Annotated in this window: 22 protein-coding genes and 1 riboswitch; of the genes, 10 read left to right on the forward strand and 12 right to left on the reverse strand. The window is 37.3% G+C overall.

What is annotated here, in order from left to right; all coding sequences use genetic code 11:
* Positions 1-314 precede the first annotated feature (314 nt).
* The gene (sspO, locus tag J7E67_RS19785) at positions 315-467 is read left to right on the forward strand and encodes a small acid-soluble spore protein O (protein WP_026567316.1); all 153 of its coding nucleotides are present in this window, start codon (positions 315-317) and stop codon (positions 465-467) included.
* A 36-nt stretch (positions 468-503) separates the two neighbouring features.
* Here sspO and J7E67_RS19790 read toward each other — a convergent pair whose 3' ends face one another.
* The gene (locus J7E67_RS19790) at positions 504-773 is read right to left on the reverse strand and encodes a hypothetical protein (protein WP_088087700.1); all 270 of its coding nucleotides are present in this window, start codon (positions 771-773) and stop codon (positions 504-506) included.
* Positions 774-886: 113 nt separating this feature from the next.
* Here J7E67_RS19790 and J7E67_RS19795 point away from each other — a divergent pair, with 113 nt between their 5' ends.
* Positions 887-1,024, forward strand: coding sequence for a small acid-soluble spore protein P (locus J7E67_RS19795; RefSeq protein WP_088087701.1), 138 nt, complete (start codon positions 887-889; stop codon positions 1,022-1,024).
* 81 nt (positions 1,025-1,105) lie between these two features.
* Here the strand turns inward: J7E67_RS19795 and selA are convergent, their stop codons facing one another.
* Positions 1,106-2,512, reverse strand: coding sequence for an L-seryl-tRNA(Sec) selenium transferase (gene selA / locus J7E67_RS19800; protein ID WP_214714921.1), 1,407 nt, complete (start codon positions 2,510-2,512; stop codon positions 1,106-1,108).
* A 169-nt stretch (positions 2,513-2,681) separates the two neighbouring features.
* Here selA and J7E67_RS19805 point away from each other — a divergent pair, with 169 nt between their 5' ends.
* On the forward strand, positions 2,682-3,083 hold the full coding sequence (locus J7E67_RS19805; RefSeq protein ID WP_214714922.1) for an Hsp20/alpha crystallin family protein: 402 nt from the start codon (positions 2,682-2,684) through the stop codon (positions 3,081-3,083).
* Between the two features lie 93 nt (positions 3,084-3,176).
* Here the strand turns inward: J7E67_RS19805 and J7E67_RS32335 are convergent, their stop codons facing one another.
* Positions 3,177-3,416 (reverse strand): Rdx family protein, encoded by a 240-nt coding sequence (locus J7E67_RS32335; RefSeq protein ID WP_374102969.1) that lies wholly within the window; start codon positions 3,414-3,416, stop codon positions 3,177-3,179.
* A 138-nt stretch (positions 3,417-3,554) separates the two neighbouring features.
* Between J7E67_RS32335 and selD the strand changes: the two genes are divergently transcribed.
* Positions 3,555-4,610 carry a selenide, water dikinase SelD gene (gene selD / locus J7E67_RS19815; RefSeq protein ID WP_373408496.1) on the forward strand — a complete coding sequence of 352 codons (1,056 nt, stop codon included), beginning with the start codon at positions 3,555-3,557 and terminating at the stop codon, positions 4,608-4,610.
* An 80-nt stretch (positions 4,611-4,690) separates the two neighbouring features.
* Here the strand turns inward: selD and J7E67_RS19820 are convergent, their stop codons facing one another.
* Together J7E67_RS19820 and J7E67_RS19825 are read right to left on the reverse strand one after the other, a co-directional pair.
* The gene (locus tag J7E67_RS19820; protein WP_214714923.1) at positions 4,691-5,635 is read right to left on the reverse strand and encodes an L-threonine 3-dehydrogenase; all 945 of its coding nucleotides are present in this window, start codon (positions 5,633-5,635) and stop codon (positions 4,691-4,693) included.
* A gap of 82 nt (positions 5,636-5,717) precedes the next feature.
* Positions 5,718-6,908 carry a glycine C-acetyltransferase gene (locus J7E67_RS19825; protein ID WP_214714924.1) on the reverse strand — a complete coding sequence of 397 codons (1,191 nt, stop codon included), beginning with the start codon at positions 6,906-6,908 and terminating at the stop codon, positions 5,718-5,720.
* Positions 6,909-7,241: 333 nt separating this feature from the next.
* On the opposite strand from J7E67_RS19825, the gene J7E67_RS19830 reads away from it, so the two are divergent.
* Positions 7,242-7,529: a hypothetical protein gene (locus J7E67_RS19830; RefSeq protein ID WP_214714926.1), complete on the forward strand. Its 288-nt coding sequence runs from the start codon at positions 7,242-7,244 to the stop codon at positions 7,527-7,529.
* A 139-nt stretch (positions 7,530-7,668) separates the two neighbouring features.
* Here the strand turns inward: J7E67_RS19830 and J7E67_RS19835 are convergent, their stop codons facing one another.
* Positions 7,669-8,667 (reverse strand): NAD(P)H-dependent flavin oxidoreductase, encoded by a 999-nt coding sequence (locus J7E67_RS19835; protein ID WP_214732709.1) that lies wholly within the window; start codon positions 8,665-8,667, stop codon positions 7,669-7,671.
* Between the two features lie 212 nt (positions 8,668-8,879).
* A riboswitch (purine riboswitch) is annotated at positions 8,880-8,981 on the forward strand.
* Positions 8,982-9,114: 133 nt separating this feature from the next.
* On the opposite strand from J7E67_RS19835, the gene J7E67_RS19840 reads away from it, so the two are divergent.
* Both J7E67_RS19840 and J7E67_RS19845 read left to right on the forward strand, forming a co-directional pair.
* Positions 9,115-9,711, forward strand: a complete 597-nt coding sequence (locus tag J7E67_RS19840; RefSeq protein WP_214714930.1) for a xanthine phosphoribosyltransferase — start codon at positions 9,115-9,117, stop codon at positions 9,709-9,711.
* Positions 9,708-10,994, forward strand: coding sequence for a nucleobase:cation symporter-2 family protein (locus tag J7E67_RS19845; RefSeq protein WP_214732710.1), 1,287 nt, complete (start codon positions 9,708-9,710; stop codon positions 10,992-10,994). The genes J7E67_RS19840 and J7E67_RS19845 overlap by 4 nt, the downstream gene beginning before the upstream one ends.
* Positions 10,995-11,374: 380 nt before the next feature.
* Here the strand turns inward: J7E67_RS19845 and J7E67_RS19850 are convergent, their stop codons facing one another.
* The 3 genes from J7E67_RS19850 to J7E67_RS19860 form a co-directional block, all read right to left on the reverse strand.
* The gene (locus tag J7E67_RS19850; RefSeq protein WP_214719203.1) at positions 11,375-12,103 is read right to left on the reverse strand and encodes a metal-binding protein ZinT; all 729 of its coding nucleotides are present in this window, start codon (positions 12,101-12,103) and stop codon (positions 11,375-11,377) included.
* Between the two features lie 440 nt (positions 12,104-12,543).
* The gene (ltrA, locus tag J7E67_RS19855) at positions 12,544-13,863 is read right to left on the reverse strand and encodes a group II intron reverse transcriptase/maturase (RefSeq protein WP_214732711.1); all 1,320 of its coding nucleotides are present in this window, start codon (positions 13,861-13,863) and stop codon (positions 12,544-12,546) included.
* A gap of 590 nt (positions 13,864-14,453) precedes the next feature.
* Entirely contained in the window at positions 14,454-15,335 is an 882-nt protein-coding gene (locus J7E67_RS19860; RefSeq protein WP_308161457.1) for a reverse transcriptase domain-containing protein, read from the reverse strand.
* 54 nt (positions 15,336-15,389) lie between these two features.
* On the opposite strand from J7E67_RS19860, the gene J7E67_RS19865 reads away from it, so the two are divergent.
* Positions 15,390-17,315: a tyrosine-type recombinase/integrase gene (locus J7E67_RS19865; protein ID WP_214732712.1), complete on the forward strand. Its 1,926-nt coding sequence runs from the start codon at positions 15,390-15,392 to the stop codon at positions 17,313-17,315.
* Positions 17,308-18,267 (forward strand): site-specific tyrosine recombinase/integron integrase, encoded by a 960-nt coding sequence (gene xerA / locus J7E67_RS19870; protein ID WP_214732713.1) that lies wholly within the window; start codon positions 17,308-17,310, stop codon positions 18,265-18,267. The genes J7E67_RS19865 and xerA overlap by 8 nt, the downstream gene beginning before the upstream one ends.
* A 73-nt stretch (positions 18,268-18,340) precedes the next feature.
* Here xerA and J7E67_RS19875 read toward each other — a convergent pair whose 3' ends face one another.
* The gene (locus J7E67_RS19875; protein ID WP_251026875.1) at positions 18,341-18,847 is read right to left on the reverse strand and encodes a reverse transcriptase domain-containing protein; all 507 of its coding nucleotides are present in this window, start codon (positions 18,845-18,847) and stop codon (positions 18,341-18,343) included.
* A 664-nt stretch (positions 18,848-19,511) separates the two neighbouring features.
* On the opposite strand from J7E67_RS19875, the gene J7E67_RS19880 reads away from it, so the two are divergent.
* Positions 19,512-20,519, forward strand: coding sequence for a DUF3231 family protein (locus tag J7E67_RS19880; RefSeq protein WP_214732714.1), 1,008 nt, complete (start codon positions 19,512-19,514; stop codon positions 20,517-20,519).
* A gap of 286 nt (positions 20,520-20,805) precedes the next feature.
* Here J7E67_RS19880 and J7E67_RS19885 read toward each other — a convergent pair whose 3' ends face one another.
* Positions 20,806-21,060 carry a hypothetical protein gene (locus J7E67_RS19885; RefSeq protein WP_214719001.1) on the reverse strand — a complete coding sequence of 85 codons (255 nt, stop codon included), beginning with the start codon at positions 21,058-21,060 and terminating at the stop codon, positions 20,806-20,808.
* A 177-nt stretch (positions 21,061-21,237) separates the two neighbouring features.
* Positions 21,238-21,570 (reverse strand): hypothetical protein, encoded by a 333-nt coding sequence (locus tag J7E67_RS19890; protein WP_214719002.1) that lies wholly within the window; start codon positions 21,568-21,570, stop codon positions 21,238-21,240.
* Between the last annotated feature and the right edge of the window lie 196 nt (positions 21,571-21,766).

Here is a 21,766-nt window from a genome sequence, read left to right on the forward strand (position 1 = left end):
TTCGTCATTAATAAATCGAAAATTAACGAAAAGTTGAAAAGTTTGAATTTTCCCATCCTGCTTAACTTTTCTCACAATTCTTATCTTAATACAAGCGATTACATAAGTAAATAACAAGAAAGTTATTGCGATTGATAAGTTTCACTTATGTTTTTTATGTATTTTGTTCTGAAAATTCAAAAAACACTATTTGTGCTAATGTGATTTAAGACATGGGAAAACCGCCTTTTTCATTATTTATTATCTCAAAAAACTTTTTCAATGTCATGTTTTTTGCTATGGAGGAAATAGTAAAAGTGTAGGAGGTGATTAGAATGGTGAAACGAAAGTCTAATCATGTAATTCCAGGGATGAATGCAGCCAAGGGGCAAGGTAAAGGTGCAGGTTTTAATGAGGAAATGGCGAGCGAACCAGAATTAACTGCAAAAGAAAGAATGAATAACAAAAAACGAAAGAAAAATCAATAATAACAAAAAGCAGGCGGGCTCCTCCGCCTGCTTTTCTTATTCTGTCTGGTTTACTTCTGTCACCATGCTTTGCAGATCCTGCTGGAAACGCTCTAGCTGCGATCGTTGATGTTCCGATGCCACTTCTAGTGCATTTTCAATTTGTTGGTAGGCTTCATTGACTTCGTCTTTTAGATGCTTTAGTTGATGACCATAACTTGCACTATCACTTACAATTGTCTCGAATAGTCCTTGTGCATTCTCATACCCCTGCTGTGCTGCTTGAAACGCTTGTTGTTTATCTTTATTGTATGGGAATTTATCCATCTTTCTTTATTCACTCCTTCATTTTGTTTACCGTTAAATTGCACAGAACAACAAAAAATATACGGTATAAAAGGACTTTATCACTGCATCCTAACATATAGGAGGGATGAAATATGAACAAAAACGATGGCAAAGACATGCGAAAAAATGCACCAAAACAATCGGGGCAGCCTGAACCATTAAGCGGTTCTCACAAAGTCAAGAATCGCAACCATACTAGAGCCAAACATAATACACATCACGATATGTAGAAACTTATAAGATAGGCGCAAGTCAAAAAATGCCCAGCACTTTGTTAAAGTGCTGGGGCATCAGTCGATTACTAAGCTTGTCTATACTTTAATTAATGCCCGAAGCAGGTCCTCTTCTTCTTCTGGAGTCACTGTTCGTAAATCAATGATAAATTCATCTTTTTGAATCCTTCCAACAATTGCTGGTTTCACTTCGGATCGAAGCTTTCTTCCCAGCTGTTCTGCCGTCAATTCACAATGTTTTAAGGACACGACCATGGTTGGAAGCTCAACATCCGGCATCGTACCCCCACCCACTTGGCTTCTTCCTTCTGTAATTTTTGTAACATATTTTCCAGTATTTTGTAATAAATTTGTAATAAACGACTGCGATCGTACGTCTAATTCTTCAGAGGAAACTAATAAATCACGAACGGTTGGAATATTTACTAAGCCATTTTCTCCACGAGCATAATCGATTAATGTCCCCTCAAGCGCAGCCAACGTCATCTTATCAACACGGACAACGCGTGCCAACTGGTGTTTTTTTAAGCAATCAATGATTTCTTTTTTTCCAGCAATTATACCGGCCTGTGGACCGCCAAGAAGCTTGTCACCACTAAAGGTTACAACATCTGCCCCTAATTCAATGACCTCTTTTACTACCGGTTCTTCACCAATTCCGTGCTTTCTAAAGTCATATAGAGCACCACTTCCGAGATCTTCATAAAAAATGACACTATCTAATCGTTTCGTAAGCCCAACAAGATCTTCGGTATCAACAGATTTGGTAAATCCGATGACCTTAAAGTTGCTAGTATGTACCTTCATGACGATCGCAGTTTCTGAACTGACAGCTTTTTCGTAATCATAAAGATGTGTTTTATTAGTGGTGCCAACTTCTACAAGTTTTGCCCCACTTTCTTCCATTATAGATGAGATTCGAAAAGAGCCACCGATTTCAACAAGCTGTCCCCTTGAAACAATGACTTCTTTGTTAGCAGCTAGAGCTCTTAAAACCAGATAGACAGCAGAAGCATTATTATTAACCACCATAGCAGCCTCTGCACCGGTGATATCTTTAATTAATGCTTCAACATGACTATGTCTTGAACCTCTTTCACCTTCCGTTAGCTTATATTCAAGATTTGAATAGTTCCTTGCAGTGTCAATCACATGGTTTATTGCATTTTCGCTTAATCTAGCCCTTCCTAGGTTTGTATGTAAAATAGTTCCTGTCGCATTTATGACCTTTTCTAAGGTATAAGAATACTGTTTCTGTATTTTTGTTTCGAGAATAAAAAATAGGTCTTCAATAAAATGGTTGGTCCCTGGCCTACCACCTGGCCAATTATCATTTAGGATTGCATCCCTAATATTGTCAATGACCTCTTTAAGCTGTTTGGTCAGATGCGCATGATCAAGCTGACTTTCTAGAAGGAGAGTTAAAAACCTCTCATGATTTTGAAGTTCATGGACCGGTGGTAATGAGCGTAGCCATTCTTTCAACATAAAAACTCCTTTATCACATGTTCTTTTTCTCTGACATTTGACTAGTCCAGGCCTGTATTAATGAGTGGAATTCACAAACGGGCGCTTTAACTTTCCCAATTATATCACATCAGTTTCACGTTTTAAGTCACATTGAATAAAATGAAACGAGCAAGGGGGATTAGATATGTCAAAAAAGAAACAACTTAAAAATCAAACCTTTGATTTTGACTTAGTGGAGAAATGGCTGGAAAACTATTTTCTAGATCCACTAACTTCCTATTATGATGAAACACAATTTCCAATCGATCTTTATGAAACAGAAAAGGAATGGATTGTTGAGGCCATTTTAAGCGAATTCGAGGCTTCGGAAATAAAGGTTTATATAGAAGGAAATAAATTAATGATTTCTGCATCCAAATACCCCCCTTACATGAATAAACAAAAAAGAGTCCGTTCCATTAATTTTCCGTTTCTAGTCATTAATCAAAACGTATTTGCTACATTTACAAATGGAATTCTAGAGGTAATTATTTCAAAAATAGATAGAGGAGTAGGAAAAAATAGATTCATTCCTGCCTTAAGATAAACTTGTGGCATCATTTTTTATGCTGCAGTTGACATAATAATTTTATCTTTAAAAAAATAACCCTCATTTCCAAACGGATTTGAGGGTTATTTTTTATTTATTAGAAATGATCTCTATCATTTCATCGGTATCAGGGAAAACACCTGTTTCGAGCTTCGAATAGATCTTCTCCCCATTCACGGTCACTTCGAAAGCACCGCCTGAACTAGGAATCAGTTCTAACTTTTGAATATCTCTAAAAAAATGATTAAATAGCTCTTCCGCGAAACTCGCGGCTTTTGGTGCGTAATTTCATTGCATGCAAAATTCAACAATAACATGATAGTTCTTCATAAAAATACCCTCCAAAAAAGTGTTTCCTACATCAGGATAGTGTTAATATTTTAACCTATTCCTTTTCCTTCAGCAATTTTTTTGTCTATTCGTGCGGTTTTTTTTTGAAAGAGTTATACTATATAAATGGAGGTGGACATGTTGAGTGAACAAGATAAAATTCGCCTAACTTCTTTGTCAACAAAAGCGGGTTGAGGCTGTAAAATTGGTCCTGAGGACCTGGCGCAAGTGTTGCGTCAATTACCGAAACAAGAACCTGTTCCTGAATTATTAGTGGGACTTGATACTTCTGATGATGCTGGAGTTTACCAAATAACCGACTCCATCGCTTTGATACAGACAGTTGACTACTTTACCCCAATCGTCGACGATCCATATATGTTTGGTCAGATCACGGCTGCAAATGCATTAAGCGATGTTTATGCCATGGGCGGTGAACCTAAAACAGTTATGAATATTGTCGGCTTTCCGATTAAAAAGTTGGGTGCCGAAATGCTAGCTGATATTCTTCGTGGTGCGGCAGATAAAGTAAAAGAAGCCGGTGCGATTACCGTTGGCGGCCATTCAATTGATGATCAGGAACCTAAATTTGGACTTTCCGTTACAGGAATAGTCCATCCCGATAAAGTTTGGAAAAATGTCGGCGCCAAGCCTGGTGATGTTCTCGTGTTAACTAAGCCGATTGGTGTGGGTATTATCACAACCGGTATAAAAAGAAGTGTCGTAACTCCTCTGCAGGAACAGATTGTGACAGAGACAATGGCTACGCTAAATAAGGTGGCAGCTGAAGTTTTAACAGAATTTCATCCTCACGCTGTAACTGATGTAACTGGATTCGGATTACTTGGACATGGCAGTGAAATGGCACGTGGTAGTAATGTTAGTTTTGAATTCTCACTCTCACAAGTCCCTGTTTTAGAAGGTGCTCTTGAATTAGCGAAAAATGGTGTGGTGCCTGGTGGTTCTAAGTCGAATCATAAATGGATAGCTGATGATGTTGTTTATGAGGATATTCTTCAGGAGGAGCAGCTGGTCCTATGTGATGCGATTACATCTGGGGGTCTGTTTGTTTCACTTAGTGAACAGGAAGCGGCTCAATATGTCGACAAGCTACATTCTAATGGTCTAGCATATGCTGCGATTATTGGTAGAGTTACCGAGAAAAAAGACAAATATATCTATGTAACAAGATAACAGCGAAGCCTTAGTTGATTCGCTGTTTCTTTTATGCAAAAAAAGCCCTGAACCATTTTGGTCCAGGATTATTATAATTATTATTTTTTCTGACGTAGCTTCTCTACCATATCCTTGGTCATTTTATCCAAATCAAACGCGTATTTAAAGCCCCATTCCTCTTTTGCCGCACTAGCATCAATTGAATTTGGCCAACTTTCCGCAATTTTTTGACGATCTGGATCAACATTATAAGAAATTTCAAATCCAGGTACATACTTAGCGATAGAAGCCGCAATTTCTTCAGGATCAAAGCTCATCGCTGTCACGTTGAAAGCATTACGGTGGATTAATTTTGATGAATCTGCCTCCATTAGGTCAACAATTGCATTTAGGGCATCGGGCATATACATCATGTCCATATAGGTACCTTTATCAATGTATGAAGTATATTGGCCATTCTTGATCGCTTCATAATAGATTTCAACGGCATAATCCGTGGTCCCTCCGCCAGGAAGTGCAACATAGGAAATTAACCCTGGAAAACGCAAGCCGCGGGTATCGACACCAAACTTTTGGAAATAGTAATCAGACAATAATTCCCCTGCCACTTTATTGACACCGTACATCGTCGTTGGACGCATTATCGTATCTTGTGGGGTGCTGTCCTTAGGTGTGGATGGACCAAAAGCACCAATCGAACTTGGTGTGAAAAATTGTGCCTTTAACTCTTTTGCAGTTTCCAAACCATTCATTAGCCCGCCCATATTTAAATTCCAGGCAAACACAGGCTTGGCTTCTGCTGTAGCTGATAAAAGAGCGGCTAAATGCATAACAGTATCAACGTTGTATTTTTTAGCCACTTCCACCATTTGGTTTAAATTCGTTACATCGACGGTCTCAAAAGGACCACTTTGAGCGGCTTCGCTGTCATTCTTTTTAATATCTGTAGCAATGACATTATCCGCACCATAGATGTCTCTTAGCTTTAAAGTTAATTCTGATCCAATCTGCCCTAAAGCACCTGTGATTAAAATACGCTTCATCGTCGTTTCTCCGTCCTCTTCACTCTTACTAAAAATAGTGATTTACTTTATTTTTACGTTACTTAATCAGTTAGGGTGAAACCTAAATAACGCCCATTTCCTTGCCGACTTTTTCATAAATAGCAATCGCTTGATCGAGCATTTCTTTTGTATGTGCAGCTGTTGGCATGTTACGCACTCGTCCAGTCCCTTGTGGAACGGTTGGGAACACAATCGCCTTGGCATAAACCCCTTCATCATTCAAACGTTTACTGAATTGTTGAGTAAGTTCTTCGTCCCCGATAATACAAGGAGTGATCGGAGTTTCGCTGTTGCCGATATTAAAACCTAACTCGTTCAAGCCTTTTTTTAGATAATTTCCATTTTCCCAGAGCTTTTTGTTCAGTTCCGTGCTCTCCATTAAGATTTCAATTGACTTCTTACTTGCTGCCACATCGGAAGGAGTTAATGAGGTAGAAAATAGGAATGGACGGCTGCGAACTTTTAACCAGTCAATGAGATTTTTCTTACCAGCGACATAACCGCCAACTACGCCAATTGCTTTAGATAATGTACCGATTTGAAAATCAATTTTATCAGAAAGACCAAAATGCTTAACGGTCCCTGCCCCATCTCCAAGCACACCTGATCCATGAGCATCGTCTACATATGTAATCAGATCAAATTCCTCAGCAATCTTGACAATTTCAGGCAGTAAAGCAATATCTCCGTCCATCGAGAACACGCCGTCTGTAATCACCATAATTTTATTGTAAAGGCCTGACTCTTTTGCTGCTTTTGCTTTTGCACGTAAATCTTCCATATCGGAGTGGTTCACACGGATAATTTTTGCTTTGGAAAGCCGGCAGCCGTCGATTATCGACGCATGGTTTAATTCATCCGAAAGTATCGCATCATTTTTATCCATTACTGCTGAAATAGCCGCCATGTTACAATTAAATCCAGATTGGTAAGCAATCGCTGCTTCTGTATGTTTGAATTCAGCTAATTTTTCTTCCAGTTCAACATGGAGTTTAAGTGTTCCGTTAATGGTTCGAACGGCCCCTGCCCCAACTCCGTATTGTTCAATCGCCTCAGTAGCGGCTTTTTTCAAACGTTCATCCGTGGCTAAGCCTAAATAGTTGTTGGAAGATAGATTGACTAGTTCTCTGCCATTAATTGTTATAACTGGTCCATTTGGGCTTTCGAGCGGATCGATGACATTGTACAAACCTTTTCCCTTTAAATTATCAAGATTTTCATTTAAAAATTGCTCCAAAATAGTACTGGACATATTCAATTCCCCCTTTATTCATTTGAACGTGCTTTGTCGTTTACGGAAAAACAATCGTCCGTTTCAGGCGGACATCCACACCTTTGTTAAACACTGGTATTAAAGGATTCCTATACTATACTTTATCATAAATTTTTATTGTTGTGCATATCTAGTGGACAAATAAACAAAAATATTTTTATATTCTTTTAGTGTACCCAGTCAAAAATAATGTTATTTCTTAAGATAACCAAACTGCTATCAATGAATTATTTTATAATGGCATGGTTTTAAGTTATAATTGTTTTTAATCGTACTGAGTCATTCCGACGCTACATAGAAAGGATGTCAACCTTGTCATTTTTGTTTTCAACCTTATACACACTAGTTATTGGGGCGGTATTTATTTTTCTATTTATAATTGCTTACGATTTTCTTTACGGTGAAAAACCAGAAAAGCAAACGAAGAAAATACATAAATATTTTCAAAAAGAAACCATTAAAAAAATTGATAGACTGGAACATCAGCCTCGAAAATTTACCATGTACCAAGTCACAATGAATAGTGGTATTAAGAAGATTAAGATGAAACCAGGTTATAAAGTAGTCAATATGGTATCAAAGGAGAAAAACAAAAAGTAAGCAAAATTCGGGGATAAGTTCTTTTACTCCAAAAGAAAAACCGGACAATGCCCGGTTTTTTTCATCTATTTAATTTTCCTCGTCAAGGACATTTGTTTGCTTCACTGTGAGAGTCCCTTTTCGCAATCGTATGCTTTTCTTATTTTACGGAAACCGAACTCAATTTCCCTACATTTCGATTGATATTTTGTAATGCTTCCTTGTATTCTTTTTCTAAACTACTAATTATTTCAGAAGCCGATTCTATTTTATTTATTGCCCCGACGCCATGTCCTGCTGACCAAATATCCTTCCATGCTTTCGCATTCGTCTCCCTTTGCATATTATCAAAGTTTACATTGTCTTTTTTGACAAGTTTTTCTGGGTCCAAACCTGCCTTTTTAATACTAGGTACCAGCATATTGCACATGATGCCGGAGAAAGCATCCGTTAAAATGATATCCTCTTGTGTGGCTTCAACCAGCATTTCCCTGTATTCATCATTGGCCATACTTTCTGTCGCAACAATAAAGCGGGTTCCCATATAGGCAAGGTCAGCGCCTGCTGCCTGAGCAGCTAAAATTCCCTTCCCTGTTGAAATGGAACCAGCAAGGACAATGATACCATCCCAGAAATTACGGACCATATCCACGAAGGCAAAGCTGTTAATTTGACCCGCGTGACCGCCCGCCCCGCTTGCTACCAAAATAAGTCCATCGACACCAGATTCAGCTGCTTTTTGAGCAAACTTCAAATCACTCACATCAGAGAATACGAGCCCGCCATATTCATGCACAATATCGACGACTAGTTTCGGACTTCCTAAGGAGGTAATCACCAATTGCGGCTGGTGCTTTTTAATCAATGCAAGTTCTTCCTGCAGGCGGCTGTAAGAGCTATGTACCACCATATTCATCGCCCAAGGAGCAATTTTTCGGTTAGGATCGAGTGCACGAGCCTTTTCTAGCTCTTCATTTAATTTCCCCATCCACTGATCAAGAACCTCAATTGGTCTTGCATTTGGAGCAGGAAAAGAACCAATCACGCCATTCAAGCAACAATTTTTCACGAGTTCAGTGCTTGAAACCAAAAACATCGGGGCCGAAATGACCGGTAGTTTCAACTGGTTCCACCATGATTCAGGAATCGATTTTTTCATTTTGCTCACCCTTTATTTTAGAATTTTCTGAATAAATTATACACTATAATAGTACCTGAAAATGAATGGTTATTCAATCTTTGATATAGCCTTTTATTTACGCCAATTAAAACGATTACCATACACGAACGATTTTTAATTTTAAAAAACAAAATGTTCGTTTTTTGCGAAAAAATGATTGATTTACTCTTTTCTTGTGTTTTATAATGTGAATAAATTAATATGGTTTCACTCATATAATCGCGGGGATATGGCCCGCAAGTTTCTACCCGATTGCCGTTAACAATCAGACTATGAGTGGGTAATGGGAAAGTCGCGATTCTTTTTAAAGAGCGCTAATTCCTTTTCCTTTCGGACACAAAGCCCAAAGGTCATTGCCTCACTCATTTTTTGATGTGATGTAATGACCTTTGGGCTTTTATTATTTTAAAAGGGAGTCAAAAAAACATGAGATTACTAGAGGAGAAAATCCGCACTAACGGTAAGGTTCTATCGGAAAATGTTCTAAAGGTAGATTCATTTTTAAACCACCAAATAGACCCGCAATTAATGCTTGAAATAGGAAAAGAGTTTGCAAGGATTTTTGCAGGTGATGGTATTACAAAGATCGTAACCATTGAATCTTCAGGAATTGCTCCTGCAGTTATGGCTGGTTTATATATGAATGTTCCTGTAATCTTCGCAAGAAAAAGAAAATCTTTGACGCTTGTCGATGATTTATTAACAGCTTCAGTCCATTCATTTACTAAAAATGAAACAAACGAAATTTCCATTTCAAAGAAATATGTAAATGAAAATGATAGAGTCCTAATCATTGATGACTTCCTTGCAAATGGGGAAGCTGCACTTGGTTTAGTAGATATTGTTCAAAAAAGCCATGCAACAGTTGTTGGAATTGGCATTGTCATCGAGAAGTCCTTTCAACATGGTCCACAAAAATTAAAGGACCTTGGTTTAAGGGTTGAATCCTTAGCACGGATTGCCTCGCTTTCAAACGGAAAAGTGTCATTTATAAATGAGAACGTGGAGGAATTAATTAAATGAAACAACATCCTTTTAAAATAGCCTCGTTAGGAATTCAGCATGTATTAGCCATGTACGCCGGAGCGGTAATCGTCCCACTTATCGTCGGAGGAGCACTTAAATTTACCGGAGAACAATTAACCTACTTGGTATCGATCGATATCTTAATGTGCGGAATTGCGACAATTTTACAAGTTTGGCAGAATCGCTTTTTCGGAATTGGTTTACCGATTGTACTTGGCTGTACGTTTACTGCAGTCGGACCAATGATTGCCATTGGAGGACAGTATGGTATTTCCGCTATTTATGGATCGATTCTTATCTCAGGACTTATCGTCATTATTATTTCTCAATTCTTTGGAAAATTAATTAAGTTCTTCCCACCTGTTGTGACTGGCTCAGTTGTAACCATTATTGGGATTACACTTATCCCGGTGGCAATGAATAACATCGCAGGTGGTCAAGGAAGCCCTGATTTTGGAAGCCTATCAAATATCAGTTTAGCTTTCGGAACGTTGCTTTTTATCATCTTGCTTTATCGATTTACGAAAGGTTTTATTCGCTCGATCTCTATTCTACTTGGATTAATTGGTGGTACTCTTGCTGCTTCTATTATGGGGAAAGTCAATTTCTCAGCGGTAGCTGATGCATCATGGTTCCATATGGTGAAGCCATTTTATTTTGGTACACCTACTTTTGAATGGACCCCGATTCTTACTATGACTCTCGTAGCAATTGTGAGCATGGTAGAATCAACAGGTGTATATTTCGCTCTAAGTGATATCACAGGAAAAAAATTAAATGAAAAGGATTTATCAAGAGGATATCGTGCTGAAGGTCTCGCGAGTATAATCGGTGCTTTATTTAATGCTTTTCCATACACAACCTACTCGCAAAACGTGGGACTTGTTCAGCTTTCAGGTGTTAAAAGCAAAAACGTCATTTATACAATGGGCGGGATACTAGTATTTTTAGGGTTTATTCCTAAAATCGGGGCATTCACTACCGTTATTCCAACACCTGTTCTTGGTGGCGCAATGGTGGCAATGTTTGGAATGGTCATTGCTTACGGAATAAAAATGCTAGGAAATGTAGATTTTGCATCACAAGAAAATCTTCTGATCATTGCTTGTTCTGTCGGTATGGGAATGGGCGTAACTGCCGTACCAGATATGTTTTCCCACCTGCCAGAAGGCGTTAAAATCCTCACCAGCAGCGGGATCGTAACAGGAAGCCTTACTGCAATATTTCTAAACATTGTTTTCAATGTTTCAAAGTCAACAACGGAAATTAAGCAAGTTTAGCAAGTAAATAAGCATCAATGTGATGCTTAAATAACATCATATATCCAACATATTAATACCAAAAATACGTTGATACGTTGCCTACATTTTCTTAATAAAAAGTGTATTGAGGTGACGTAAATGAAAAGAAAAAGACTTACAAGTAGATCAGTAAATGAAGAAGAATCAAACAAAGTCAATTTTACTTTTGAACAGGCTTACGCATATTTTCTTTCCTCTAAGAAAGTTAAACCCCCTAATTATGAGGCTTAGCCTAGACCACTAAGCCCCCAATTTTGCCTTTGATCTTTTGATCAAGGGTCTTTTTTGGCATAAAAAAGAGTGACCGCTAAGCCACTCTAAGTAATTCTAATCTTGAATAGTTACTAAAATATCAAAAATTAATGTGCATTCATTTCTTCTGCGATTTCTTCTCCACTTAAATTAGAAAAATAATATGTCGGCCAATTGTCTAATTCATTTAAAAGAGTGACTTGATCTTCATCTCCAAAATAAATATGATAATGTTCAGCTTTTATTGGATAAATACTGTGATCACTAAATTGAACATGTTTTGGGACACCATCTGATACTCCAACTAAATCAAATAAATAACGAACGCCTCTATTTCCGGATTCATAAGTCAAAATTTCGTATCCATGATACTTATATTCGCCTGTTTTTACTTCTCCATTTTTATAAAATGTTATCGTATTATCTTTTATAACGATTCGTTCAATGTCTGTTTCATACCCAACTTTATAATATTCTTTGTACTCTGCAAAAGTTTTATCTTTCTTTGTTTCTACTTTTTTCTCTAAGACCTCATCTAAAGTTCCATCTAATAAGTATGGATAGACTGATTGCCAATCTCCTTCCCAATCTGATAATTCTCTATCTTCAACTTCGTCATCTTCAAATATCCCTGAATATATTTCTTTTTGCTTTTCATCATCGTGACTATGGTTATGATTGGTACTTTCTGTAGATTCAGAATTGTAATCAGAAGAAGCAGGTTCAGAATCAGAGGAAGCATTTTCGACAGGTGTTTCTACTTTTTCTTGACAGCCTGTTAGGATTATCCCTAATAAGAAAAACACAAGTATTGATTTGATAAGTTCCTTTTGCATAAATAAAATATCTCCCTTTCCTTTTTAATATTCAATGCAAATCGTAACAATTCCTATTTACACCTTTATGAATATACTATGTTTTAAATTTTCTGTCAATATAAAACGTAATGATTATGATTTGTATCTTAAAGTAACGGGATGTTTTAACTTAAGAAATGGTCGTTGCGGTAATCTTTTTCATCTTCAACTCTCGGGTCCTTTAATGGAAAAATAAACAAACAAAAAAAAGAGTGACCATTTCAGCCACTTATCAAGTGTAAACATCTGTTTTTGCAGACTTTGGTTGTTCTTATTGAAGTAGTCGAGTAGAAGAGAACCTCTCTACCTTTCGGTAGATTGTGTTCTCCCTCCGGGTAGAAAGGTCGCCCAATTGGCGACTCAAACCCCCACAGAACCCGGCGTGCGGATTTCCCGCACCGGGCTCTTCAGAAATTGCTTCACAGTTTCGCGTACATCTTTAATTCCGAAAATGGAATTGAAAGTTTAGGACGCTCTAGAGGAAAAATCGACTTAATCTTATTGAACTTTTCCCACGTTATATAGCTCTTTTGGCTTCTACTACTTAACATTCTTCTCCAATAACGTTCCGTAATTTTATAGATTTTTGTTATTGACCGAAGATTGCCAGCCATACCATAGTAATTGTAATGACCTCTAAGAATTTGATTTATCTTCTCAACTTGGTCTTTTATAGACCAATGTCTGATAGTACGAAGTACTTCTTGGATTTTATTTACACTTCGCTTAAATCTGGTCTTCTCGGTTTTCCTACCTACCATGAAATTACCCTTACGGTTTTTTGTACAATAATGTGTAAAACCTAGGAAATAGATCGTTTCTAATTTCTTTCCTTTTTGCAGGGCATGTTTACTGGCAAACCGTCCAAACTCTACTAACCTAGTCTTATTAGGTTCAAGCTCTAATGAGAATTTCCTTAATCTTTTCACAAGGACTTTCCCAAACCTTATTGCATCTGAACGATATTGAAAACACACTACAAAATCATCGATATATCTTATTAGATATGACTCACCTTTGAGCCTTGGTTTTATTGCTTTCTCAAACCACAAATCCAATACATAGTGAAGATAAATGTTGCTTAACAGTACACTAATTGAACCACCTTGCGGTGTTCCTATTTTACTGACGTGAATATCCTTACCTTCCATTACACCTGCTTTTAACCATCTTTTAATCAGACTAATAATTCTAGGATCACCAATCCTATGTTGCACGAATTTTATTATCCAATCATGGTCTAAGGTTCCAAAGAAGTTCTTCAGGTCAGCTTCCAGTACCCAGCTAACTTTCTTCCCTGAAATAGTCTCATTAAGGTTAGCTAAGGCATTATGTGCTCCCCTATTTGGCCTACCCCCGTATGAAAAATTTAGAAAGTCTTGTTCATAAATTGATGAAAGTACCGTTGCTGTACTTCTTTGTAAAGCTCTATCTGCCACCGAAGGTACTCCGATTGGTCGTTTTTCGACTTTCCCAGGTTTAGGTATCCAGACCCTTCTTACTGCTGGAGGTTTATAGCTATGTCTGTGGATTGAATTCATCATTTCTCCAACCCAATTTTCAAACTCAATTATAGCCATATCCCTTGTGGTACCATCAATGCCAGGTGAAGTGTTCTTCGGCATATGGTTTAAACTAGTCCAAATCAACTCTTTTGTAATGTGGTGTGCTAATGATGTAAATTGTAGTTTTGCATCTTGTTGAGCTTTTACTGCTATTCTCTCTAATCTTGTTGTCATGATTGGTTTCTCCTTACTTTGAATTAAGGACCGAAATCTTCCGTTGAATGAAGCTCATGTTTCCTTAGATTGATTCAATTTCCGCTAACCGCTTCCCCATGTAATAGGCTCTCCCTATCTCAGAGTACTATCAGTTAGTAAGACTTCCAATAAACCATCGAATTCTCCTTGCTTTGTAGGCTTGTTGAATTCTTATCTACATCCTGTAGAAGTTCATTGGATCTCCCTTGTTCCCAAGGAATCCATTGATGACATGCCGTAGGTACGAATCCCGGGAGTAATGAGAATGACCTTGCCTTTGGCGGTTATTTCTTTATTGCCTTCCCCATTGAGAGAAAAGGTCGGCTACTCCACATCACGTTCAATTTCGGGACTAATTATCCTCTTCACTTTATTCCGGCCTGCCATCTTCCTGTCTACGCTTCGCAGTGAACGTTACCGTGCACCACGCAAGACTCGGTACAAGACTGCTGGCTAAGCATTATCTAGACGACTATTTCAAGTCGCGTGTATTCCTTGAGCTTTCAAGGCGCAACCCTCACAGAACCGTGCTTGCACTATTAATGCACACGGCTCCTCCTAGTTATCATTCACATAATGTAGCTTATCTCTTTTCTTAAATCATATATATTCACTTTAATTCTTGGAGATGGAAGTGGATATTTATTAAGAAATAGATTGAATTTATCCCATGTAAAGGATTTCCTCTGGCTTCTTCTATTAAGCCATTTAAACAATAACTTTTCGATTTTGTCTTTGAAGTTGTTAACATTTTGGGTATTATCAGTGATGCAATAATAGTTGTAATAACCTATTAGTGAGCGTTTAAATCTATCCATAATCATATGAATATCTTTACTTCTATTACTCTTCAGCAATTCTTTCGTTTCTTTTAGTTTACCTTGTACTTTCTTCCTGCTTGATTTTCGTTTTACTCGAAATTTCCCTAGTTTACTTTTCCCACAATAGTGTGTAAACCCAAGGAAATCAAAAGTAGCTGGTTTACTTCTCCCCTGTTGATTTGCATTTTGCTCCGCAAACCGCCCGAAGGGAATAATTTTGGTTTTATCCTCTGCTATTTCTAAGTTAAATTTCTTTAATCTTAACTTTAAAGAATGGAAGAATTGCTGGGCTTCACTTTTATATTGAAAACAACAAACAAAATCATCTGCATATCTCACTATGTATGCTTGTCCCTTGCACTGTTTCCTTACCCTTTTCTCAAACCATAGGTCAAGGACATAATGGAGGTATACATTGGCTAATATCGGAGATATTACTCCACCTTGCGGTGTGCCATTGTCTGTCTTGTATTTCTTACCTTCCTCCATGTATCCACCTTTAAGAAACCTACCAATTATTCTTAGTAGGTTAGGGTCAGCGATTCGCAGTTTTAAGAACTCCATCATCCATATGTGGTCAACGTTGTCGAAGAATCCTTTTTTAGCGATATAAGATAGATACATGATCATTAAGCATAGACAAGATCTTTCGATCTTGTAAACTATTCTAGAGGAGATAAGATTATGGAATCTATTATTGAAGAATATCGCGAATATCAGACTTTCGTTAGAGGATATACACCGAAAGGTGTTTTATGTACCTGGAGAGAATTAAAGAAACTAATTAAATATCTTGAGGGTCGTTCCCTAGATTTCCAATCTGTTACACTAGTTAATCTTGAAAACTATTGTATTGAACGGACTGATGGAAAATCTCTTGGCTACCGAAACCTTATTGTTAGCCAGATTCGTTCCTTTTTTAAATACTTAATCCAACAGGAATATTGCACTAACAACCCCAGTGAATACTTATCTTACACAAACTTGGATGCTTACCAGTCTCTTCCTGAGGTAGCTTCCTTTGATGAAATACAGGAATGCCTGAAAGAGTTAAGAAGACAGGTCGATTCCTCTTTAGGTAGACGTCAGTTTGATCCTATACGAAAGAGAAATTTAGCTTTATTCTCCCTGATGTATGCCACAGGCATACGAGCTGGCGAAGTGGCTAATCTTCAACTTCGTGATGTCCTTTGGGAGGATCAGGTGCTTTGTATTCGGGCTGGTAAAGGACGGAAGGATCGACGAGTGCCCCTTGTTTCTGAAGTACTAGAATTACTCGAGATTTATCTTTCTACACGTAAGGACCTTAATATAGATGATCCACTGTTCCTCACATGGAGAAAAGAACCAATGACCAATAATCTCATTGGGGTCACCTTCAAGTCATACTCTGAAATGTGGAGTAAACCATTACGTCCTCATCAATTACGTCATACTTGTGCTACTCACCTATTCAAGGAAGGGGGAAATATTGTACATATTAAAGATTGGCTTGGTCATAAAAGAACGACAACTACACTTCATTATGCAAGAATTGAAAATCCTGAAATTGCTGCTACATTAGAATCTCATCCTATTAATGAAGTAAAAATCCAAGAAAGTCCAAAGATTTATTCAGAAACCAATGCACGTAAAAAACCAATGACTTCACTGCGACGGAAATACACTAAAACATCTCCTATCGATGAACCCCTAACTGGAAAACTTCAGGAACAAATCGAGGAGTTTATTCGAACAGCTATTGGTATGAAAAAATATAGTAAAGGTACGATTAAAGAATTTCGTTTTAGTCTAACTAGATTTGCCTTAGGCTGTCCTAATTGTATAGAGAATGGGATAGAAGCACTACATGGTCGTGATATTTTTCGTTGGTTGAGCTCACGTAGACAGGCTGGAATCTCTCAATGTACGATAGATAAAAATCTATCCCACCTTCGGTCTTTTATTACTTATTCCATTCAACGCGGCTGGAGGTCGGACAATCCAATGGAGGCGTTGAAAATGGTCCCAAAACAACCAAAAGAACAATCTTACTTAACGGAAGATGAAATGATTAGTTTATTATCTGCACCAGATCGAACTACACGAGAAGGATTTACTGACTATATGACGCTACTGGTTTTATACTCTACCGGTCTTCGTGTGGGAGAACTGAGTAACCTAAACATTGAAGATATAGACTTGAAAAAGGGATGGGTACATATTCGTGAAGGTAAAGGTCGTGACAGACAGGTTGCCATTCCAAAAGCTGCTTTGAATGATTTCAAACAATATATCGGGTTATACCGTAAGGAAAAATCCGGACCTTTCTTATTAAATTTAGAGGGTTCACGCATAAAACCTTGGACAGTTACTAGACGTATTAGACATTATGCAGAAATCGCCAAAATTCAAAAACCAGTTAGTCCACATACAATCCGCCATACCTTTACAACCCACCTCATTCAACGTGGAGGGCGAATTGAAGTAATCGCAAAAGCATTAGGCCATAAGACATTAGCTGAAACAAATCCTTATGCTCACGCGGATTTCGAAGATCTAAGAAAAGCAGTAAGCTTATTACGTAAAAATATACCACCATTGTCAGGAGCGAAAAAAGATAATGAATGATTCATTAATTCAAGAGTTTTTAGAATATACACAGATGGTTCGTGGTTGTCGTCCAAAGACAGCTGAAGCTTACGCTATTGATCTAAGAGTATTTAAAGCTTATTGCACTGATCACTACTCAAATGTGGATAATCCTTCTAAAGCTAAGTTGGTTGTGGATTATATTCGCTACCTTCGCGTGGTACGAAATAATTCTTCAGCTGCGGTTCAAAGAAAGTTAGCCACTCTTTCAGCGTATATTGACTTTCTTATCCTGATGGAGATCCTGGACTCAAAACAAGATGAACGTGAAAAGTGGCCTAAGTTATTAGATATACCAAAGCACCTTCCGGTGGTCCTAGAAACCAAAGAAATGCAGGATATCCTTTCTCAACCAGATACTACAACGACTTTAGGGCGTCGTGATCAAGTAATTCTTACATTAATTTACTCTACCGGGTTACGTGTCAGTGAAATCTGTACTCTCAAAGTAAGGGATATTAGCTTTAAAGAAAATCGGATCCTTATAACTGGTAAAGGAGGACGCGAACGTTATGTGCCTTTAGATGCCATTGTTGAGGAATCTTTAAAAGAGTACATAGAGGTTAGAAAAGGTGAGATCCCAGAATTGTTTGTTAGTAAGAAAGGTGGTGCTCTTACTCCAAGAGCCATTCAATATATGGTTAAAAAATATGCTAAAGAAGCTAGTATAGATAAAGAAGTGACTCCGCATAAACTGCGTCATACTTGTGCTACGCATCTTCTTCAAGAAGGGGCTCATTTGGTGTCCATTCAAAAGTTACTCGGACATAAAAGTTTAAATACAACCCAAATCTATTTACATATTACGATCACAGACTTAAAAGAACTTTCAAAACAGCACCCTATGCGAAAAATGCGTACGATCATTGGGCTGAAGGGTGACCCTGTAAGCTCCTTTCAGACACCTTACGGTACTCGGACTGGAACTTAAAAAAATAGTAATACTGCGAATGAGTTAGTATTTAGGAGTATTATAGTTCTTTTTTCGTCTAAACGGCCAAATATCATTCTAAATTAATGTCGCTAAAACCCTTAATATCTACATCTACTACATAATTTACTGACCTCTTTTCAATATAATAGTTCAGTATTTTTAAAGCATCGTGGCAGTTGCGATTTGGGCGGAATCCACAGGAACAGTCTAGAAAGTCATTTTCATAAATGGTATTTAGTATCTTTGTAATGCCTTTTTGAACAATTTTATCTTCATGTTCCGGTATTCCCAGTGGTCTTTTCTTATTTGAATTGAGCTTTGGAATATACATTCTCCTTACTGGAACAGGACGATAGCCTTTGCTTTTAAGCCTACTTAATAAATCCTCTATGTTTTCTTCTAAACTTTCACCGTATTGCTCTTTAGTAGTACCGTTAATCCCAGTTGCCTTCTTATTGGGTAGTTCAAGATGACATTGAACTAATGCTTCCTTATTTAATAGATGTGCAAGAGATGTAAATTCCATTTTAGGATCAGATTTTGCTAATTCTGCTATCCTTAGTAGTTTTGTTTCCATTTATAATACCTACCTCTGTGTGTAGTAAATGTGTCCCTAATAAGGGTAATAACTGGTAGCTAGCCTTTCCTCCATCGGCATTACCCAACTTCATTGGTACTACGCTGCTATCCGACTCCCTACATCGGCATTTGGTTTCCTTGCTTATTATCGCTTGTTGACCATACTCTTCTAAAAAAAGAAAAGACCGGTAGGGTCTCCCGAGTTGCCGTATCATATCAATGTATAACGTGCCAAGGTCTCTGACTCCAGAGAGGTTTTACCCTTCTTGCCTTTAACGAAAGATAAAATGTAGCTTTCTGCTGTGCGTAACGCATCAGCCCTCTCGGTTTACTAACATTATGGAGCTCAATCCCTTCAACCATTTGGCTTTCGGCCCGCTACCTAACTGTCTACGCTTAAAGACTAAAGTTACCTTTAGCCCTCCAAGACTCGCTACGAGCGAATGGCTAGTTCTTACTCGACGGGAATCCCACCCGCTATATGATACGACCTAAGCTCGGCCGCACACGCACCCGTTACTTGAATAAGATTTTTATTTTATAATTAATCAGATTCTCTGATTTTATAAAGACTTAATCGGTTAATATAATTATCTTGGAATTTGAATATACTACCAGTTACTAGTGGATATTATAATTATCGATTTATGGGAGGGTATAAAATGGAGGGAGAACATAATCCAAGATTGACATCTTCTGAAATTTCAATTATGTGGAGTAGCTATGTGAACAACAGTTTTTCTAAATGTATTATGGAATATTTTTTGGCTAATGTGGATGAACCAGATATAAAATCAATTTTAGAATTTGCACTTAATATATCACAAAAAATGTTAAATATGAGCAAGGAAATACTAAAAAAAGATAATCAACCAATTCCAGTTGGTTTTTCTGACGAAGATGTAAGTCCAAGTTCTCCACGTCTATTTTCAGATGCTTTTTACTTATATTATATTAAAAATATGTCAAAAGTTGGTTTATCTATATATGGTGTGGCTTTGGCAACTTCCGCACATTCTGATGTCCGTGATTTCCTAAGTCAAGCAATACAAGCCTCAATAGAACTATATAATAAAACAGCCAACGTTTTATTATCAAAGGGATTATTTGTAAGACCACCTTATGTTTCAACTCCTGATAGTGTTGATTTCATTGATAAAAAGAAGTATTTAGGTGGTTTTTTAAATTTAAATAATAGACCTCTAAATGTAATCGAAATTACTCATATTGCAGCAAATATTGAGGCAAATGCAGTTGGTAGAGCTCTTTTAGAAGGTTTTGCCCAAGTAGCGAAGTCTGAAAAGGTTAGTGATTATTGTAATAGAGGTAAAGAAATATCTAAAAAACATATTCAACTGTTTTCATCCATGTTAACTGAGGATGACATTCCAGCACCAGCAGCATGGGACCTTGAAGTCACAGATTCAACTTTCACACCTTTTTCTGATAAATTAATCATGTTTCATATTACATTGTTAATTGCATCAAGTATTTCGAACTATGCAACTTCTTCAGCAGCAAGTTTAAGAAAGGATATTGCAGCATCTTATGTTCGTTTAACAGCAGAAAATGCTCAATACGCTAAAGATGGTGTAAACTTAATGATTGAAAACGAATGGTTGGAACAACCTCCGCAAGCCCCAAACCATAAAGGTTTGGCAAAGGATTAGAGTGTTTAAGGGGTGTGATACAACTTTATAACTATGAAAGAAAGTAGGATTTATCGATGTGGATAAAGATGCGATCGGAACATTATTAGGTCATTAGCTCTACCAGTTATTGGGCGACATTAAATCATAAATTTTAGCACTTCTTGTAAATATCCAATCTAACTTTAGCAAAGTGTTAATAAATAATTCCATTAATTAGTATAGTTTCTAGTTGAACTAACCTGCCCTTTAGTTTAACTAGAAAAAAGAGCCGCAGATACGACTCTTTGTTTAACTCAAGCACCCATTAGTGTAAGTGAGTAAATGCATAAACACTAAAACAAAAACAAATAAAGGCAAATATAAATAACAATGTTTTGGTAACCTGATATGGCAACAGTCTGAATAAGATGACAACGAATAAAGCGATGATGGCACCGATGATTGAATCAGCTCCAGAACCATCTAAACCATCGTTTTCGTGTCTTTTTTTATTATAGGCGAATCCACCATATAACGCTACAAAACCAATCAAAACAGACATTGCACCCAATAAATCCATTATCTCACCCTATTAATAACGATACCTTATTTAATAGCTTAATTATACCTAACATAATGTTTTTTGTAACTTGGGGAATTTCACCTTTTTTCAACTAAACTGCCCGTTAGCTCAACAAGAAAAGAAAGACCGCCTCAGCGGTCCCATTTTAAACTCTTGTCCCCGTTAAGGTTCTTCTCAATGGATAATGTCTAAATCATCTTCGCTTTCAGCTTCTTCGTATGTATAAAAAATCGCAGAAATGTCCTCCCTCAATGCTTCATCAAAGCATTCGAGTAATTCCTTATCTTCTTGAGTATCTCCTAAGTACATATCTCGACTCGCTATGAATTGGTCCTCAATGCTTATTACTTCCCAACCTTGATTGACGACGTAGTTTTTGGCTGTATTCAAAGCTAATTTTATATTTTTTGATTTAACCCAACAGTTTACAAAAGCACCGACACATTCTTCACTTTCTGGATTATCAATAAGCGGTATTGCCTCTAACTGAATTAAATAAATAGTCATAATTCCTCCAAGGGTTATTCAATTGTAATTCCTATACCAACTTTATTCTAAATTCAACAAAAATCATAACGATTCCTTCTTGAACTCCCTCAGTTTGATACGAGTATCTCTTGAATGCTCACTTATTCGCAGGATTTCATAACCTCTATAAATAGAATGACGGGTAATTGGAATCAATTCAGATCATTTGGCTTCG

This window comes from Bacillus sp. ISL-46, from assembly GCF_018613205.1.